Annotated in this window: 14 protein-coding genes; 3 read left to right on the forward strand and 11 right to left on the reverse strand. The window is 63.4% G+C overall.

What is annotated here, in order from left to right:
• Positions 1 to 6: 6 nt before the first annotated feature.
• On the reverse strand, positions 7 to 1629 hold the full coding sequence (mdlC, locus tag PJE01S_RS16435; RefSeq protein WP_068834723.1) for a benzoylformate decarboxylase: 1623 nt from the start codon (positions 1627 to 1629) through the stop codon (positions 7 to 9).
• A gap of 113 nt (positions 1630 to 1742) precedes the next feature.
• On the opposite strand from mdlC, the gene PJE01S_RS16440 reads away from it, so the two are divergent.
• Positions 1743 to 2645, forward strand: coding sequence for a LysR family transcriptional regulator (locus PJE01S_RS16440; RefSeq protein ID WP_068834724.1), 903 nt, complete (start codon positions 1743 to 1745; stop codon positions 2643 to 2645).
• Positions 2646 to 2673: 28 nt separating this feature from the next.
• On the opposite strand, the gene PJE01S_RS16445 is transcribed toward PJE01S_RS16440, so the two are convergent.
• The 10 genes from PJE01S_RS16445 to PJE01S_RS16490 all read right to left on the reverse strand — a co-directional run bounded on the left by PJE01S_RS16445 (position 2674) and on the right by PJE01S_RS16490 (position 11683).
• Positions 2674 to 3840 (reverse strand): acyl-CoA dehydrogenase family protein, encoded by a 1167-nt coding sequence (locus tag PJE01S_RS16445; RefSeq protein WP_068834725.1) that lies wholly within the window; start codon positions 3838 to 3840, stop codon positions 2674 to 2676.
• Positions 3837 to 5054 (reverse strand): CaiB/BaiF CoA transferase family protein, encoded by a 1218-nt coding sequence (locus PJE01S_RS16450; protein ID WP_068834726.1) that lies wholly within the window; start codon positions 5052 to 5054, stop codon positions 3837 to 3839. Before PJE01S_RS16450 ends, PJE01S_RS16445 begins: the two co-directional genes overlap by 4 nt.
• 19 nt (positions 5055 to 5073) lie before the next feature.
• On the reverse strand, positions 5074 to 6048 hold the full coding sequence (locus PJE01S_RS16455; RefSeq protein ID WP_068834727.1) for a Bug family tripartite tricarboxylate transporter substrate binding protein: 975 nt from the start codon (positions 6046 to 6048) through the stop codon (positions 5074 to 5076).
• A gap of 26 nt (positions 6049 to 6074) precedes the next feature.
• Positions 6075 to 6473, reverse strand: a complete 399-nt coding sequence (locus PJE01S_RS16460) for a cupin domain-containing protein (protein ID WP_068834728.1) — start codon at positions 6471 to 6473, stop codon at positions 6075 to 6077.
• A gap of 3 nt (positions 6474 to 6476) precedes the next feature.
• On the reverse strand, positions 6477 to 7214 hold the full coding sequence (locus PJE01S_RS16465; protein WP_068834729.1) for an IclR family transcriptional regulator: 738 nt from the start codon (positions 7212 to 7214) through the stop codon (positions 6477 to 6479).
• A gap of 173 nt (positions 7215 to 7387) precedes the next feature.
• Positions 7388 to 8041, reverse strand: a complete 654-nt coding sequence (locus PJE01S_RS16470; protein ID WP_068834730.1) for a hypothetical protein — start codon at positions 8039 to 8041, stop codon at positions 7388 to 7390.
• A gap of 5 nt (positions 8042 to 8046) precedes the next feature.
• Entirely contained in the window at positions 8047 to 8688 is a 642-nt protein-coding gene (locus tag PJE01S_RS16475) for an SCO family protein (RefSeq protein ID WP_068834731.1), read from the reverse strand.
• Positions 8689 to 8814: 126 nt separating this feature from the next.
• On the reverse strand, positions 8815 to 9423 hold the full coding sequence (locus PJE01S_RS16480) for a c-type cytochrome (protein ID WP_068834732.1): 609 nt from the start codon (positions 9421 to 9423) through the stop codon (positions 8815 to 8817).
• A 15-nt stretch (positions 9424 to 9438) separates the two neighbouring features.
• A complete protein-coding gene (locus PJE01S_RS16485) occupies positions 9439 to 10041 on the reverse strand; it encodes a cbb3-type cytochrome c oxidase subunit II (protein ID WP_068834733.1) in 603 nt (200 codons plus the stop codon).
• Positions 10031 to 11683 (reverse strand): cbb3-type cytochrome c oxidase subunit I, encoded by a 1653-nt coding sequence (locus tag PJE01S_RS16490; protein ID WP_068834757.1) that lies wholly within the window; start codon positions 11681 to 11683, stop codon positions 10031 to 10033. The genes PJE01S_RS16485 and PJE01S_RS16490 overlap by 11 nt, the downstream gene beginning before the upstream one ends.
• A gap of 480 nt (positions 11684 to 12163) precedes the next feature.
• On the opposite strand from PJE01S_RS16490, the gene PJE01S_RS16495 reads away from it, so the two are divergent.
• Both PJE01S_RS16495 and PJE01S_RS16500 read left to right on the forward strand, forming a co-directional pair.
• Positions 12164 to 13039 carry a tyrosine-type recombinase/integrase gene (locus PJE01S_RS16495; protein ID WP_068834734.1) on the forward strand — a complete coding sequence of 292 codons (876 nt, stop codon included), beginning with the start codon at positions 12164 to 12166 and terminating at the stop codon, positions 13037 to 13039.
• Positions 13040 to 13049: 10 nt separating this feature from the next.
• Positions 13050 to 14234: an IS91 family transposase gene (locus tag PJE01S_RS16500; RefSeq protein WP_068834735.1), complete on the forward strand. Its 1185-nt coding sequence runs from the start codon at positions 13050 to 13052 to the stop codon at positions 14232 to 14234.
• The last annotated feature ends 543 nt before the right edge of the window (positions 14235 to 14777 follow it).

Genomic DNA, 14777 nt, shown 5'->3' on the forward strand with positions numbered 1-14777 from the left:
TGTTCATCAAGCTACCTCCACTTCAAGCAACAGGGGCCGGGGGGAATGCAGGGCTTCGCGCAAGGCGCCGGCCAACCGGGCGGCATCGCGCACATGGATGGCGTCGCAGCCCTGGCCCCTGGCAAGGGCCAGAAAATCAAGTTCGGGCAGGTCGGTGCCCTGCAGGGTTTCGCCCGGCTGGAAGCCAAAGGTCGGAGCAAACTCCTGCAGCGCAGCGTAGCGGCGGTTTTTCAGGATGATGAAGGTAATGGGCAGCTTCAGCTGTGCGGCGCTCCACAAGGCCTGGATCGAATACATGCTGGAGCCATCGCCGATCAGGCCGATGACTTTTTTATCCGGCTTGGCGAGTGCCACGCCCACCGCCGCGGGCAGGCCGTGGCCCAGGCCGCCGCTGCACATGGTGTAGAAGGTTTCGCTGTGCAGTATGGGCAGGTAGTTCTGCATGGCCGCGCGCGAACTGGGCGCCTCTTCCACCACGATGGAGTCGGCAGCGCGCACTTCGGCCAGTGTCTGCATCACATAGGCCACGCTCATCAACGCGGACGGTTCGGCCCTGGGGCGCGGTGGGCGTGGCGCCGGCAAGGCCCTGGCCTTGGGCGCCGGGCGGGCCAGCAGGTCCTGCACCCCCAGGCGAATGCCGCCCACGGCCGAGGTGCCCACGGGCGCCCAGGCGGCGATGCCGGGGTCTTCAATCAGTTGCACCAGTTGGGCGCCGGGGGGCACATGCGGGCCAAAGCCCTCAACGTGGTAGGTGAACGCCGCGGCGCCCAGGGCAAAAATCACATCGTGGCCGGCCAGCAGGCTCACAATTTTTTCGCGCATGGCCGGCAGAAAACCAGCAAACAGGCGATGGTCTTCTGGAAAGCCGCAGCGCCCTGACATCGGTGCGACCCACACCGCGGCGTTATGCCGTTCGGCCAGCGCCACCACCTCGGGCCAGGCAGCATCGCGGTCCACCGCGGCACCGACCACGAAAGCCGGGCGTTCGGCCGCATCCAGCGTGTGGCCGATGGCATTCAGCACGTGCGGCTCGGGCCGTGTTTCGGTGCTGACCAGGCGCGCTTGCACGGGTTCGCACGATTTCTCCCAGTCATCGGCCGGAATCGACACCAGCACCGGCCCGCGCGGTTGCTGCATGGCGATGTAGTAGGCGCGCGCAATGGCCAGGGGCACGTCCTCGGCGCGTGCGGGCTCGATGCTCCATTTGACATAGGGCTTGGGCAACTCGGTGGCTTGGCTCGAGAACAGGAAGGGGTCAAACGGCAGGATGGAGCGTGCCTGCTGCCCGGCGGTGATCACCATGGGCGTGCGGTTCTTGTGCGCCGTGAAGATATTGCCCATGGCATGGCCCACACCGGCCGCCGAATGCAGGTTGACAAAGGCGGCATTGCGCGTGGCCTGGGCATAGCCGTCGGCCATGCCGACCACCACCGACTCCTGCAAACCCAGGATGTAGCGGAAGTCGGGCGGGAAATCCAGGAACAGCGGCAGCTCGGTTGAACCGGGGTTGCCAAAAATGGTGTCGATCTTGAAAGCGCGCAGCAAATCCAGCACGGCTTCACGCACGCTGGTGTGGGGGGCCGGGCGGAGTGTTGTTGCCGTCAAGGGGAGGGCATTGGCCTGGGGCATCTGAAGGGTCCTGGTTTTGGGCGGGTAGAGCGCGCGACTTGCGTTGTTGGCGAATCTTCGGTGCTGGCCTGTCATAAATCAATAAAATAAAAAGACTAAGTAGTATTAGATACATGCATATAAAAGACATCGACCTGAATCTGCTGCGGCTGTTTGACGCGGTGTACCGCACCCGCAACGTCAGCCGCGCGGCCGAGTTGTTGGACCTGACCCAGCCCGCCGCCAGCCAGGGCCTGACGCGGCTGCGCCTGCTGATCAAGGACCCGCTGTTTGTGCGTGCCGGCGGCGGTGTGCAACCCACCCCCAAGGCCGACCGCTTGGCCGATGCGGTGCGCAGCGCGCTAGGCACGCTGGAGCAGGCGCTCAATGAGTCGGCGCTGTTTGAGCCGTTGCAGTCGCGCAAGGTGTTTCGCATCCACATGAGCGACATTGGCGAGGGCCGTTTTCTGCCGGATCTGATGGTGGCGCTGCGGCGGCTTGCGCCAGGCGTGCGCCTGGAAACCTTGCCGCTGGCCAGCAGCGACATTGCCCAAACACTGGACAGCGGGCGCATCGACTTTGCGTTCGGCTTTTTGCCCACCGTCAAGGATACGCAGCGCGTGCAGCTGCTCAAGGACCGCTACATCGTGCTGCTGCGCGAGGGGCATCCCTTCATCAAGCGGCGCCGCAGCGGCCAGGCGCTGCTGGACGACCTGCACCAGTTGGAGTTTGTGGCGGTGCGCACCCACTCCGACACGCTGCGCATCCTGCAGCTGCTGCAGCTGGAAGATCGGTTGCGCCTGACCACCGAACATTTCATGGTGCTGCCGGCCATTGTCAAAAGCACCGACTTGGGGGTGGTGATGCCGCGCAATATCGCACGGACATTTGCCGCGGCCGGCGGCTACGCCATCATCGAGCCGCCGCTTCCCTTGCGGGATTTCACGGTGTCGCTGCATTGGAGCAAGCGCTTTGAGGCCGACCCCGGCAATCGCTGGCTGCGGCAGACGATTGTGGATTTGTTTGCCGAAGGCTGAGAGCCTGTAGATCGGGAACAGGCCCTGGTCAATAGGACCTGGGCAGCCCCAGCACCTTCTCCGAGATGAAGTTCATGATCATCTGCGGACTCACCGGGGCGATGCGCGGAATGTAGCTCTCCCGCAGGAAGCGTTCGACGTGGTACTCGCGCGCATAGCCCATGCCGCCCAGCGTCAATATGGCGGTCTGGCAGGCGTCCTGCGCGGCTTCAGCGGCCAGGTACTTCGCCGTATTTGCCTCTGCGCCGCAGGCCTGATTCGCGTCATAGAGCGACGCTGCTTTCAAGACCATCAGGTTGGCCGCTTCAAGCTGCATCCAGGACCGGGCCAGTGGGTGTGCTACGCCCTGGTTCTGCCCGATGGGGCGGCCAAAGACCACTCTTTCCTTGGCGTACTGCGTTGCCAGGCGCAGCGCCACACGTCCGAGGCCGATGGCTTCGGCAGCAATCAGAATGCGCTCAGGATTGAGACCATGCAGGATGTACTCAAAGCCACGACCCTCCTCACCGATACGATCCGCTTCGCTCACGCGAAGCCCGTCTATGAACAGCATGTTGGAGTCCACGCCAGCGCGACCCATCTTGTCGATCTCGCGCACCTCCACATGCTCGCGGTCCAGCGCGGTGTAGAACAGGGTTAGTCCTTGCGTGGGCTTGCTCACGGCATTCAGCGGGGTCGTCCGGGTCAGAATCAGCATTCTGTCGGCCACCTGGGCGGTCGATATCCAGATCTTTCGGCCGGAAATCACATAGTGATCGCCATCACGAATTGCCTGGGTTTTGAGCTTGGTGGTGTCCAGTCCGGCATCCGGCTCCGTGACGGCGAAGCAGGCCTTTTCCGCGCCTGAAATCAGTGGCGGCAAAAAGCGCTGCCTCTGTGCTTCGGTGCCAAACACCACCACCGGGTTCAGGCCGAAGATGTTCATGTGGATGGCCGATGCGCCTGACATGCCGGCGCCGGACTCGCTGATGGCGCGCATCATCAGCGCTGCCTCGGTAATGCCCAGACCCGCTCCGCCTTGCGCTTGCGGCATGGCGATGCCCAGCCAGCCCGCCTGGGCTACCGCACGGTGGAACTCGTGCGGAAAGCCACCGTGAACGTCATGGTCGCGCCAGTAGTCAAGGGGAAATCGCTCGCACAGGCGCTCAATGGCGGCCACCAAAGCCTGCTGGTCTTCATTCAGGGAGAAATTCATGTGGCTTGCCTTGTGACGCCCTTGGCCAGCAAGGTGCTAATGGATGAGTCGTCGTAACCTGCTTCGCGCAGCAGCTCGGCGCTGTGCTCGCCAACACGCGGTGTCAGCAGGCGAATGCCGGGTGGGGTTGCGCTGTAGCGGCCCACCGGCGCCAGCGTACGGATGTGTCCCTCCGTGGGATGCTCGAACTCGGGGAAAAAACCGACGGCATTGAGGTGTGCGTCTTCGACCAGGCTGTCCATCGTGTGCAGCCGGGTCACCGGTATGTCACAGGCCTCCAGCGCCAGCAGCCACTCTTCAGAACATCGGGTTTTCATGGCATCGGCCACAAAGGCATAGACGGCAGCGATGTTGGCGGCGCGGGCCGTGTGCGTGCAAAACATCGGGTCGCTCGCCAGGTCGGGCCGGTTGATCACCTTGAAAAAGCTCTGCCAGTGTTTGTCGTTATAGATGAGCACGCACAGGTAACCATCTGCAGTGGCATAAGGCTTGCGGTGTTCTGCCAGCAGCCGCGCGTAGCCCATATCGCCAAGCGGCGGCTCGAAAGTTTTGCCGCCCAGGTGGTCACCCAGGACGAACTGCGACAGGGCTTCGAACATGGTCACCTCGACAGCCTGTCCCTGTCCGGTGCGCTGGGCGTGCAAGACCGCGCTCAACAGGGCAATGGCAGCCTGCAGGCCCACACTTCTATCAGCCAGCGTGACGGGGGCGTAACGGGGCACATCGCCGCTTTGCCGGGCAGAAAGCGAAGGCACGCCGGCCGCGCCCTGAATCAGGTCGTCATAGGCCGGCTTGCCGGCGTAGGGGCCGTCCTCGCCATAGCCAAAGGCTCCGATGTAAACGATTTTCGGGTTGACTGCCGCGACATCTTCATGGCTTAGACCCAGGCGCGCCATCGCCTGGGGCCTGACGTTGTAGATCAGTGCATCGCAGCCCGCAGCCAGCTTGAGGCAGGCTTCGCGTCCCTCGGGCTGCTTCAAATCAAGCACCACCGAGCGCTTGTTGCGGTTCAGGTGTATCGCCATGTGTCCCATGCCGGGGTTGCGCATCGGGCCGACCGCGCGCAGGTTGTCGCCGGCGGGCGGTTCTACCTTGATGATGTCGGCACCCAGGTCGCCCAGCGTCTGCGTGGCGTAGGGGCCCATGACGACGGAAGTCAGGTCAAGAATGCGGATCCCCTGGAGGGGACCCGTGTTGGGAGTCAAGGTGTTCATTGGCGTTGGCGCGATGCACTCATTCAGGCTGAATGCCCGCGTTCTTGACGAGCTTGGTCCACTTGACCAGTTCGGTCGCAACGAACACACCGAGTTCGTCGGACGTGCTGCCGAAGGCGTCGAATCCGAGCCCGGCGAACTTTTCCCGTGCCACTTTGTCGCTGGCAATCCTGACCAGGGCCTTGTTCAGTTTCCCGACAACATCTTTCGGTGTTCCCGCTGGTGCAAAAACGCCGTTCCATGACGTGATGTCAAACCCCTTGAAACCCGGCGTTGCAGCAATGGGCGGCAGCTCGGGAAACAGTTTGCTGCGCTCTTCGGTGGTGACTGCGAGCGCGCGCATCTTGCCTGCCTTGACGGTTGCCAGGCCGGCCGCGGTGTCGACGAACATCATGGAGACCTGCCCGCCGATGACGTCGACGATGGCCGGTGGCGTGCTCTTGTAGGGGATATGCAGCATGTCGATGCCTGCCATGCCGGCAAAGGTGGCTCCTGCCACAATGCCCGTGCTGTTGCCGCTGGCATAACTGAGCTGACCGGGCCTGGCCTTGCCATAGGCGATCAGTTCGGCCACTGTCTTGACAGGCAGGCTGTTGTTGACGACGAGCAGAAAGGGCAGGTTGCCCATGCGCGACACGGGGGCGAAACTTTTGATCGGGTCATAAGGCAAACGCTTCATCAGGCTCGGATTGGCCGAGTGCGTGGTGTTGGTCGTCATGAACAGGGTGTACCCATCCGGGGCTGCCTTGGCCACGTACTCCGCGGCAATGGCGCCGTTCGCCCCCGCCTTGTTCTCCACGATCACCGTGCCTTTGAGCGTTTCCCCCAGGGCCTGTGCGGTGATGCGTGCAATGGCATCGGTTCCGCTTCCTGCCGCGAATGGCACGATCAGCCTGATCGGCTGCGTGGGATAGTCGGCGGCCTGCACCCCGAAGGTGGGGCCCAGGCCTGCGAGGGCGGCAAGCAGGCAAAGCTGGCGTCGATTAAGTTTCATTTTGTCTCCTGTTTTTTTGGGGGGCTTCAGCGAATCACCCGGTCGGGGGACTCTTCATACGGCGGGCTGTAAATAACGAGAACCCGCACTGGTTCTTCACTGACCACCGTGAAGGTGTGCATCTGGTCAGCTGGAAAAAAGCAGCAGTCGCCCGGGCCCAGTTCGCAGCGTTGGCCTGCGACTTCTGCGACAGCGCGGCCTTGCAGCATGTAGCAGACCTGCTCGATGCCGGGGTGTGCATGGGGCAGGGCGCCTTTGCCCTTCTGGATATTGCCGACCAAAACTTCGAGCTGTTTGGCGCCCACGGTTTCGGGCCCGATCAGTCGCTTGTTCAGCGTACCGGTGTGGTTGGCGGGGTGGTAGCCGTCAATGTCCGCTTCGCGGATGAAGTAGTTGACGTGTTTGAGGGGCGGGGCGGGTTTCATGCATCAGTCTTTCTGTTCAATGGCTGCACAGGCCACGCGCAGCATGGAAGCCAACCGCTCGATATTGGGCTCAATGCGGTAGAGCGGACCCACGATCGAGATCGCGTAATGTTCCGTCCCCAACTTGAAGGGCCAGGCAACCCCGGCCAGGTCCGGCAGTGTTTCACCGAGATTGGAAAACCAGCCTTTGCGCTGCGTCTCCAGCAGGTTGGCGGCCACCGCTTTGGGGGTTACCAGCGTGCGTTCTGTTTTCCGCACCATCTTCATGCCTGCCAGCGCGCGGGCCTGTTCTTTGGGCTCCAGGGTTGACAGCAAGGCCTTGCCTGCAGAGTTGCAGTAGGCGTCGCGCACTTCGCCCGGCTGGGCCGTGTAGCGGATGCTGCTGGGCGAGTCCAGTACGTCGAGGTACACCACGCGATACTCATCGCGGAATTTCGACAGCACCACGGTTTCCGCGGAGGCATCGCGAAGCTCCTGCAGCGCGGGCTTTACCCGGTCCAGAACGGGGTCGTTGGCGGAAATGGTTTGAGCTATTTTGAGTAGCCGCCCCGTCGGGTAATAACCCTGGCGCCGGCCGATTTCGTAGAGATATCCGGTCAGCTCCAGTGTCCGGATCAAATTCAGGCAACTGGATGCAGGCATCTCAAGTTGCCGGGCCAATTCCGAGAGGGTCAAGGCCCTTTTTTCCCTGGAAAAAACCTCAAAAAGTTGAGAAATTTGTAATGTATTTTTCACTCCCATGAATTAAGTTTCGCCTGTATGAAAAATATAGTCAAGCCATTTTTTCCCGATTGAGAGAAGCTAGTCCGTGCAAAGAGGGCTATCAATCAGCTTCAAAGTGCCGGGGATGACGGCTCTGGCCAGGATGACAACAGGAAGCATGTGAGCGAATTCGGCGTCGATTCGCACCAATGTCAATGACTTCCGGGCGCTCTTGATTCCGTAGTGGCTGGGCCTTCATTGGAAGGTGCGGGCAACACGGCTGCAGCCTCTCTGCGCATCAGCGTACGCACGAGGCTGGCAAACCACACCAGCCCGATGGCGGCCGCCGTCCAGACCAGCCTTTGCCCCAACCGTTCCTGATCGTCGAGCAGGTAGGCGTTGCACACCCGTACCGGCGAGCTCTCAAACAGGGTGCCCACGACGGCCATCATGGGCAGCACATTGCCGAGAAAGAACCCTTGCACCAGCCAACCAGCCGGTTGCCACGAGAGCCGCACCGCCGCGCCGCAAGCAAGCAGGGCCAGCCACTTGGCCAGCTCGATCCGGCCATCGAGCAGTGCCAGGTCGAGCAGGCGCGGAATCATCAAGATGGCCAGGATCAGTGCGGTGGCGAACAGGCCACTGATGCCGTAAGCATTCCAGGCACTCAGGCGTAGCCGCCAGCGGGTTGGCAAGGCAGCAACCAGCAAAAATCCGGCCAAGGCGATCAGGGGATATTGAATCAGCATGTGGGTGCTCATGCCGGCTTCCAGCCAGTGCCTCGCAGCGGGCAAGGCCAGCAAACCCAGCCATGCCAGGGCGGCGGAGGCCAGCCATAGGCGCCAGTGTTGCGGCAAGGGCTTCATGGTCTTTATGGTGAAGAGCGGCTGGCCAGATCGCGCGCGTAGTCGAGTGCGAGCTGTTGCTCGGCATAGTCAAAGATGCGCACCAGGCGACCCTGTTGATTGACCACCAGCAGCGCCGCATTGTGTTCGAAGTCGCCCCGCCCGTCGGGCACCACCACGACCTGGAATTCTTCCAGCAGGCGCTGGGTTTCCTGTGCGTCCTGAACGCGCGCAAAGCGCCAAAGGTCCGGATCGGCATGCAATCGCGCCGCATAAGTCTGCAGCACCTGCGGGCTATCGTGCTGCCCGTCAAAGCTGATAGACAGCAGTTTCACCTGTTTGGCGTAGGCATCGGTTTGGCTGGCGGCTTGCAGCGTTGCCTGCAATTGCTGGTAAGCGCTGCCCAGCGCCAGGCAAACCGTCTGGCAACGGGTATAGACAAAGTCCACCAGCGTGACAGATCGGCCATCGGTCAGCCATTGGTGCAGTGGCTGTGCGGGAATGCCGGGCCCGTCAATCCGCACCGCAGGGGTGGCGACCGGCGCCAGGGCCACCTCGAGACGGCGCGCCCCTTCCGCGGTCCAGACCTGAAAATCATGCGTCAGGCACGCTGCGCAGCCATAGCCGGCCAACGCCAGGCTTGCGCTCAGCAAAGTGGTGCGAAGCATCAGGCCCGGCGCTCCCGGGCCGGCGGTTTCATGCGGACCCCATGCGCCGTGGCTGCATCGGTCGCGATGGGCGCAATGGAGTCTGTCATGTTGGTGTCTCGCACACCCCTCTCCGGACGTTGCTGTTCAGGGCGCTTTGGCCGTCAGCGCCTTGAGCTCGGCGCCGCCGTTGAACGGGGTGGTGCGTGTGCTGGCCTTGCGTTCGGTCTCGAACAGTTCGGGCTTGAGGGCGCCGGCCTTGTTCGACCATTCGCCGCGAACATAGCTGGCGACGGCGGCCAGTTCGGCGTCGCTGAGTTGCTGGAATGAGGGCATGGCGCCCTTGAAGCTGTTGCCCATCACCGTCAGTTCCCCGGTGATCCCATGCAGCAGGATGTTGGCCACCGTGCGTTCATCGCCGGCCACCCACTCGGAGCCGTCCAGTGGCGGGAACACCCCCGGCAAGCCTTTGCCGGTGGCCTGGTGGCAGGCTGCGCAATTGGCGGTGAAAACCTGCTTGCCATCAGCGGCACCTGCTGCGGCACCCGGCGCCGGGCCCCTCAGGTCGGCCACGGTGCGCCTGTCCCCTAGATCGGCCCGGCCAAAGGGTTCCGAGAGCACGATGTAGGCGACCCCGGAAAGCACCACGGCCAGCGTGATGATCGCCACGATGACGGGAATCGGCTGGCTGCGCTCGGTCGGCTCTTCCTGCTCACGCGCTTGCGCCTGGCGCCGTGATTCTGGTTCGTTCAGCATGGGTGCACCTTGTGTTCAGGGTTTGGGGACGGGCGGCAGCACCGGGTAGGTGTGGTTCAAGCCCTGAAGGTACTTGACCAGGTCCAGCGCCTGGGGTGTCGGCACCACCACCTGGCCGACGTTGGGGCCATAGGCGGGCGGCAGGGCCAGTGGCTGCTCGCCCTCGCTCTCGGCGTCCTTCGCATCCTTGACGATGAACAGATAAGGGTAGGACGGCATGATCGAGTCCGGCACATAGGCACGCGGCTGGTAGAGGTGGCCCAGGTGCCAGTCACGGCTGGGCTGGCGCACGCCGATGTTGAACAGGTCCGGACCGGTGCGCATGCTGCCCAGCAGGTGCGGCTTGTCGTAGAAGTAGTCGCCGGGCACCGAGGCGCGTCCCCAGCCGCGTGCCAGGTCGGGGCCGAAGTTGCGGTCGCGCGGCTGCTGGCTGTGGCAGTAAACGCAGCCGTTGGCGATGTAGACCTCGCGCCCGCGCAACTGCGCGCTGGTATAGGGTTTGAGTCCCGGGGGCGGCTGGATGTCGCGCACCTCCATGTAGGGCATGACCACCAGCGCCGCGGTGGCAACCGCCAGGGCCACCATGGCGCCCGAAACCAGCTTGACTTCATTTTCCATGCGCCAGCTCCTGTTGCTTGTTGGACCAGAAGAGGGCCGCGCCGGCACGTGTCGGTCCAAAGCGCAGCGCCATCGCCAGGAAGTGGCCGACGAAGACAATGTGGCTGAGCACCATCAGGGTGCCGCCCACCGAGCGCCACTTCAGATAGGGTGCGGTCAATGTGACCGAATCCATGAAGGGCCTGGCCGCGTCCAGCATGGCGACCCCCTGCAGATAGCCACCGATCGACAGTCCGACGAAATAGATCGCGATACCGGTTGCCGCCAGCCAGAAGTGCAGGGTGATCAGCCGCGGGTAGGGCCATTCCCAGTTCAGCACGCGCGGCATCATGAAATAAACGGCGCCGAACAGCACCATGGTGACGAAACCATAGGCACCCAGATGCGCATGCCCCACCGTGTGGTGTGTGAAATGGACCACCTGATTGACGCTGCGCAGCGCCTCGAACGAGCCCTGCAGCGACGAGGCCAGGTACATCAGCCCGCCAAACATCATGAAGCGCAGGGTGGGCGAGTAGCGCGCCAGGTGCATGCGCCCCTTCAGCGTGCCGCCCATGTTGATGCTGAAGGCAATCACCGGGATCACCATCATGATGCTTTGCACGATGGACAGCGTGGTCAGCCAGCCCGGCACCGGGCCGCCAATCAGGTGGTGACCGCCGACCTGGCCATAAAAAAAGGCCAGCGTCCAGAAACCCAGTATCGACAGGTTGTAGGAACTCACCGGCCGGCCTATGGTCTTGGGCAGGAAGTAGTAGATGGCCCCCACGCTGACCGGCGTGAACCACAGGCCCAGCACGTTGTGCCCGTACCACCAGTTGGTGGTGGCCTGTTGCACGCCGGTGTGCACACCGGGCAGCTTGCCCACCAGGAACAGCAAGGCAATCCACAGCAGCGCCGCCACCATGTACCAGACGCTGACATAGAGGTGCTCGACCTTGCGGTTCACCAGCGTGAACAGTACCGGCAGGATGACCAGCGCGAAGCCGGCAAAAATGAAGATGGCGATCTGCCACGGAATCTCCAGGTATTCCATGCCATCGGTCCAGCCCACCGCAATGGCGCCAATGCCGGCGGCGATCCCCGTGTTGATGAGCGCCCCGCCCAGCATGGCCCAGATCGCACCGTACAGCTCCGTGCGCAGCAGGCGCGGCAGCAGCCACAGGATCATGCCCAGTGCGGCATTGGTGATCCAGCCGTACAGCACGGCGTTCAGGTGCACGGTGCGGATGCGGCCAAAGGTCAGCCAGGCCTGCTGGGTCAGCCAGTCGGGTTCGTGCAGCTTGATGGAAGAGGTCAGGCCCGCGAGCGAGCCGACCAGCAGCCAGAAGCAGGCGAAGGCGATGAACATGAAGACCGGGAATGCGCTTGAGCGGTCGGATTCGATACGGTCCTGCAGTTCGGCGGCATCGGCGGCGTGCACCTCGATGCCGCCTTCCTTCGCCGCCCGCTGCATGGAGTCATGCGCCGCATCTGCCAGTGCCGGATCATCCACCCGCCCGATCTCGCCGCGCGCGAAGATCACCGAGGCGGCGGCGGAATTTTCCAGCAGCAAGCCCCTGCGCAGGGACCAGATGAAAACAAACAGGCCGATGATGGACAGCAGGAATGCGCCGAGCAGGCTGAGAATGGCGCTATCCATCATGCGGCTCCCCGCAGGCACAAGAAAGCCCCCGGGGGCTGGCTGGAGTGACGGTAGTGCCATACCGTGTTGCGGATGGGGTGGGCAACGTTCATCATTCCTCCTGTAGGGACGGACCTGCTGACCCTGTCATTCGCGGGTGCCCCTTGTCAGCATCAGGGGTGGATCTTTTGTCTCGGACGGTTCAACGTCCCTTGTCGGGCCGTGGCCGGATCATCATGGGGGAAAAGCGCCAAACATACAAGATGAAAACACCGACCCAGGCAAGGGCGGTCGGCATGGTCGGCTCTCGTAGTTGCAGGTCCGCCAAGTGCCCTTGGCGGTCACTGGTGGTTGGGATTCGAACGACGGGATGGCAGCGGGGGACTAAACCGCTCTCGCGGTAATCGCTTCGGCGACATCGTGGTTATTCGTTCCGCCGCTGGTTCTGCCAAGTTGACGGGTGAGGCAATCCGCCTCGCTCTTCGACTGGAGTGAACCATGAGCTCATTGACGCCCTCCGTCTCCCCGTTGCGGCAACGCATGATCGACGACATGCGCATGCGCAAGTTCAACGGCAAGACCCAAATCCATTACATCCGCGCCGTGCGCAGGCTCGCCGCCTTTCTCAAGCGATCGCCGGACACCGCCACCGCCGAGGACCTTCGGGCCTTCCAACTGCACATGGTCGACACTGGCACGTCCCCGCCGACCATCAACTCCACGCTCAGCGGCCTGAAGTTCTTCTTCGATGTGACGCTGGGCCACGCCGAGCTGATGGTCAAGGTGCAGCCTGTGCACCAGCCGCGCCCGCTGCCGGTAGTGCTGAGCTGCGACGAGGTCGCTCGCCTGATCGCTGCTGCACCGAACCCCAAGTATCAGGCGGCACTGTCCGTGGCCTATGGGGCCGGGCTGCGCGCCAGCGAGGTCTGCGCGCTGAAGGTCACCGACATCGACAGCGAGCGCATGACGCTGCGCGTGGAGCAAGGCAAGGGCCGCAAGGACCGCTATGCCTTGCTCTCGCCCGTGCTGCTCGAGCGGCTGCGGGCATGGTGGCGGGTGGGCCACGCGCAGGGCAAGATCCTGCCCAATGGCTGGCTGTTTCCGGGGCTCAACCCCATGGACTCGCTGTCCACCCGGCAACTCAATCGCGCGATCCACCTGGCCGCTGACGCCGCCCATATCGACAAGCGAGTGTCGATGCACACGCTGCGCCACAGCTTCGCAACGCACCTGCTGGAGCAGAAGGTCGATATCCGGGTGATCCAGGTGCTGCTCGGCCACAAGCGGCTGGAGACCACCGCGCTGTACACCCATGTGGCCACCGAAGTGCTGCGCGCGGTGATCAGTCCACTGGAGACGCTGCCGTCGTCGTAGTCCTGCCGTCGTGGGGCACGCCGCCCTGGAAGTCGCCGACATCTTCCGCCTCCATGGACCTGCCTGGCGTCAGGCTCAGCGTGACCACCTGAGCCTGGCCCAACTCAAGGTCATGTCGGCCATCGAGCAGTGCCGCAGCGCGGCATTGGGTGGGCATGTCTTGCGCTGCAACGGGTGCGGCACCGATCAGATCGCCTACAACTCCTGCCGCAACCGGCACTGCCCGAAGTGCCAGGCCGGCGCGGCCCAACGTTGGCTCGAAGCACGCACCGCCGATCTGCTGCCGGTGGAGTACTACCACGTTGTCTTCACGTTGCCGGCGCCCATCGCCGACATCGCGTACTGCAACAAAGCCGTCGTTTACGGCTTGCTGTTCGACATCGCCGCAGAGACCCTTTTGACCATCGGCGGCGACCCGAAGCACCTTGGCGCGCGCCTGGGCGTGACGCTGGTGCTGCACACCTGGGGCTCGGCTCTGACGCACCACCCGCACGTGCATGGCGTTGTCCCCGGCGGCGGCCTGACGCGCGATGGCGAACACTGGATCGCCTGCCGGCGCGGGTTCTTCCTGCCGGTGCGCGTGCTGTCCCGCTTGTTCCGCCGGCGCTTTCTCGAAGCGCTGCAACAGGCGCATCGCGATGCCCGGTTGCAATTCTTCGGTGAGCACGCGCCGCTGGCCGACGCCGAGGCGTTCGCCCGCTGGCTAGCACCGCTGCGCCAATGCGAGTGGGTGGTCTACGCCAAGCGCCCGTTCGCCGGGCCCGAGGCGGTGCTGGCGTACCTGTCGCGCTACACGCACCGCGTGGCCATCTCCAACAGCCGTCTCATCGCGCTCGATGAGCACGGCGTGACCTTCCGCTGGAAGGACTACCGCGCCAAGGGCCGCACCCGCTACAAGGCCATGACGCTCGACGCGGGCGAGTTCATGCGCCGCTTTCTGTTGCACGTGCTGCCCGGCGGCTTCCACCGCATCCGCCACTACGGGCTGCTGGCCAACTGCAACCGAACCGCCAGCCTAGCTCTCGCACGCCAGTTGCTGCAAGTGCCGCCGCAGGATCCGCAGCCCTGCGACGATTCTCTGGACACGGCGCGACCGACCTTCGTCTGCCCGCACTGCGGCCACGCGATGACCATCGTGCAGACCTTCACGCGCGGCGAGACGATCCGCGCGCCACCTCATCGGCCCACGCCATGAGCACTCCTGGCTGCCAGCGCAACTCAAGTTCGTCGACGCTTCACGCGTCGGCACGGTCACCTCGTGTCTGGCGCGTTGTACCCTTACGTCCATGCCTGCGCACCATCTTGTCTGACGCGACCTTGCGCACCATTGCCTGCATTCGCCTCGTCGCCGAGAGTCTGCACGCCAATCGAGCGCACCATCACCGCGCCACCGCACGCCTGCAATCGCCATAGCGTCAACCGACACCGCCACGTGCGCCGCGGTTTCCTCCCTCGAGGTTTGTTCGACACCTGTCCTCCATTCAGGGGCATCACGTCATTGGTGTGTTGCGCGGGCAGGTGTCGAACAAACCTAAACGATGAACAAACCTAAACGATGAACAAACCTAAACGATGAACAAACCTAAACGATGAACAAACCTAAACGATAGCTGCCGGTGGGCAGTGCCCGCTTCCTGGCAACCCAATTGCATGAGCGGGGTTACCCGTCAGCCGTCTCTCGTGGCGGCCAGCTTCGTGCCCAAAGCAGGCGTGAAGGTACATGTCAGAAAACGTGTGC

The organism is Polaromonas jejuensis NBRC 106434 (assembly GCF_001598235.1).
GTDB lineage: Bacteria > Pseudomonadota > Gammaproteobacteria > Burkholderiales > Burkholderiaceae_C > Polaromonas > Polaromonas jejuensis.

Excerpts from the sequence above, each read along its gene's own strand:
- mdlC (WP_068834723.1), bottom strand. The coding sequence starts at position 1,629 with ATGCCCCAGGCCAATGCCCTCCCCTTGACGGCAACAACACTCCGCCCG.
- PJE01S_RS16440 (WP_068834724.1), top strand. The coding sequence starts at position 1,743 with ATGCATATAAAAGACATCGACCTGAATCTGCTGCGGCTGTTTGACGCG.
- PJE01S_RS16445 (WP_068834725.1), bottom strand. The coding sequence starts at position 3,840 with ATGAATTTCTCCCTGAATGAAGACCAGCAGGCTTTGGTGGCCGCCATT.
- PJE01S_RS16450 (WP_068834726.1), bottom strand. The coding sequence starts at position 5,054 with ATGAACACCTTGACTCCCAACACGGGTCCCCTCCAGGGGATCCGCATT.
- PJE01S_RS16455 (WP_068834727.1), bottom strand. The coding sequence starts at position 6,048 with ATGAAACTTAATCGACGCCAGCTTTGCCTGCTTGCCGCCCTCGCAGGC.
- PJE01S_RS16460 (WP_068834728.1), bottom strand. The coding sequence starts at position 6,473 with ATGAAACCCGCCCCGCCCCTCAAACACGTCAACTACTTCATCCGCGAA.
- PJE01S_RS16465 (WP_068834729.1), bottom strand. The coding sequence starts at position 7,214 with ATGGGAGTGAAAAATACATTACAAATTTCTCAACTTTTTGAGGTTTTT.
- PJE01S_RS16470 (WP_068834730.1), bottom strand. The coding sequence starts at position 8,041 with ATGAAGCCCTTGCCGCAACACTGGCGCCTATGGCTGGCCTCCGCCGCC.
- PJE01S_RS16475 (WP_068834731.1), bottom strand. The coding sequence starts at position 8,688 with ATGCTTCGCACCACTTTGCTGAGCGCAAGCCTGGCGTTGGCCGGCTAT.
- PJE01S_RS16480 (WP_068834732.1), bottom strand. The coding sequence starts at position 9,423 with ATGCTGAACGAACCAGAATCACGGCGCCAGGCGCAAGCGCGTGAGCAG.
- PJE01S_RS16485 (WP_068834733.1), bottom strand. The coding sequence starts at position 10,041 with ATGGAAAATGAAGTCAAGCTGGTTTCGGGCGCCATGGTGGCCCTGGCG.
- PJE01S_RS16490 (WP_068834757.1), bottom strand. The coding sequence starts at position 11,683 with ATGGATAGCGCCATTCTCAGCCTGCTCGGCGCATTCCTGCTGTCCATC.
- PJE01S_RS16495 (WP_068834734.1), top strand. The coding sequence starts at position 12,164 with ATGAGCTCATTGACGCCCTCCGTCTCCCCGTTGCGGCAACGCATGATC.